3 protein-coding genes are annotated in these 2,177 nt (G+C 60.9%); 1 reads left to right on the forward strand and 2 read right to left on the reverse strand.

Features of this window, described 5'->3' with window-relative positions:
* Window positions 1-429 precede the first annotated feature (429 nt).
* Complete coding sequence (locus tag AC1DY5_RS52470) at window positions 430-1,332, reverse strand: class I SAM-dependent methyltransferase (protein ID WP_478122156.1); 903 nt, start codon at window positions 1,330-1,332, stop codon at window positions 430-432.
* A 69-nt stretch (window positions 1,333-1,401) separates the two neighbouring features.
* Entirely contained in the window at window positions 1,402-1,554 is a 153-nt protein-coding gene (locus tag AC1DY5_RS52475; protein WP_478122157.1) for a hypothetical protein, read from the reverse strand.
* Window positions 1,555-1,922: 368 nt separating this feature from the next.
* Here AC1DY5_RS52475 and AC1DY5_RS52480 point away from each other — a divergent pair.
* The coding region (locus tag AC1DY5_RS52480) for an ABC transporter substrate binding protein (protein WP_478122158.1) at window positions 1,923-2,177 on the forward strand (255 nt) is incomplete at its 3' end.

Consider the following 2,177-nt stretch of genomic DNA (forward strand, 5'->3'; position numbering starts at 1 on the left):
GCGGTCGCAATGGTTGAGTTCCGAAACGCGGCTCAGGATGACTAGGGCGAGGCAGCTCGGATCRTTYGGCKGAAYCCTGCWATTTCAAGCATGCGCCACGWGAYCTGCAATGYTTACTCGTGCCTGCACGTTCCATGGCRGCGCTGRAGTTGAGATCGGCCTTGCTGAATTCTGGTCTACCCCSGAAGGCGAGAGCGGCCCGAAGGGATGCAATGTCACTTTTGCAGGCACCGCGTGGCTAAGCCCGGTTGGCAACGGGTTGCGACGAGACGCGCATGCTTCTCCACAGGGTCGTCCACTGCCACGGTGGAGAACCTCCCACTGAGGATTGACGTCATCCCCCGCGATTTCGCTGCGACGTTGTGCACATTTGTATTAGATGTAGCGATGGGCATCTGCGTGAACCTTACTCCGGAGCGCCTAGCGCCTTCATGTGCGCAACCGAACCGCCTCGGCAATCGCGCGCAGGGGCGCCGTGACTCTCCACGACTTTGATTCCTTGAGTTCACGTTCCCGGCGCGCGACCTCTTCGAGCATGACTTGCGCACACAGCTTGCCGACGTGCCAGTCACGGGGCAGCTCTTCGGCCAGTGACGGCTCGCCGAACACTTGCCGCGGCTGGCGAACCGCAAACAATGCAGTGATGGTGCGAGGTTCGGCATGCAGTTCCTCCGCGCTCATCTCCTGAAAGACAAAATCACCCTCCCGAATGGTCGTCTGACTGGCCGGCAATCCGACGCCAGGCGGCATCCGATCCGGGCCTTCGAAAGCTGGCGCTACCCAATGGCGAAAGCACTTGACCTCGTCAAAATATCGGCTGAGCTTGGCATGCCAGTTGGTGGGCGTGAGATTGTTGACATGAAACGGATTGCGGAAGTTCTCTGCAAACGCCTCGGGGTTGTTGATCGGCGGCAACGCAATGATCAAGAGACCGTCGGGAAGCAAGATCCTTGAGCAGTTCTCCAGCAATTTGTCGATGGCCGCGATGTGCTCGAAGGCATTCGAACTCACGATGACTGGAAACGACTCGCCGACGATCGGTTGAGCCGATAGGTCATGGAGCTGGAAATCGATGCGATCCGACACCGCGTGATCACGGCAGAACTTGTTGGCCGATGGGCTGACGTCAATGGACAGGATGTGTGTCGCGAACTCCGAGAGGTAGTTCGCGCCGTAGCCTGTGCCGCTGCCAATTTCCAGAATTCGCTTCCCTTGAACAAACTCAGAGAAGTAGCGATAGATCGACAAATGCGCGTAGTAGCGCCAGTCGTTCGAGCCGGCGATTTCTCGCTCGCCATGGTTGCCAACGTCGTCCGTCGCTCTCTTTGCCATCGACCTGCCCCCTCATTTTTGACGCCGGAGTATATGTGTGCAGCGCCGGGCCGGACCCGCAGTGGCCCATCAATCGGGTGCGCCCAAGGCTTTCATGTGCGCCACGATCGCCTCGAGTTGCGCCAGGTCGAACACCCCGTTCAGGATCGCCGCCCCGGTGTTGAGCATGTCGAGCTCCTTGATGGAGCCCTCCGCCTTGGGCAGCGGGAAATCCTCGGTCACTTGGCCCTCATGGTTCCTGCGGGCGATGCGCTTGGCTTGCGGGGCATGGCTTGGAGGGGCTCAGCGCGCGCCACCTTGGCGACTGGCGGCTTCGGGCCCGAAGCAGCTACTCAGGGCGTAGACTGACCGCTGGCTCGCCGCCCGCTGATCTGTGTGCTTGCGCTACTAAGTGGGGATCGGATGAATAGACGTGACAGGGTACTTGCAGTCTTTTCGCACGTAATCATCATCCTGCGGTCAGCGCTGCTGCGTGCGGATGAGGTGGTCCGATAATGGGCCGCCGCGCATTCATAGCGTCTGCTCTGGGCCTGTGCGCGGTGCCACTCGTCGTATCAGCGCAGCACGCTGGAAAGGTTTCTCGGATTGGGTTGCTGCTGCCCAATACCTTGGAAATCGTCGCACGCAATCCCCGCATTGCGGCTTTCCTCAAGGGCCTCCGCGACCTCGGCTGGATCGAGGGACAGAACCTCGTGATCGAGTGGCGCGTTGCCGAGGGTCAACTGGGGCGTCTGGCCGAACTGGCAGCAGACCTGGCGCGCATCGGAGTGGACGCTATCGTGGCGGCCGCGGCGCCTGCTGCCTTGGCCGCCCAAGGCGCGACCCGCTCCATTCCCATCGTCGTG

This window comes from Variovorax sp. P4_D9, assembly GCF_056401695.1.

Excerpts from the sequence above, each read along its gene's own strand:
- AC1DY5_RS52470 (WP_478122156.1), bottom strand. The coding sequence starts at position 1,332 with ATGGCAAAGAGAGCGACGGACGACGTTGGCAACCATGGCGAGCGAGAA.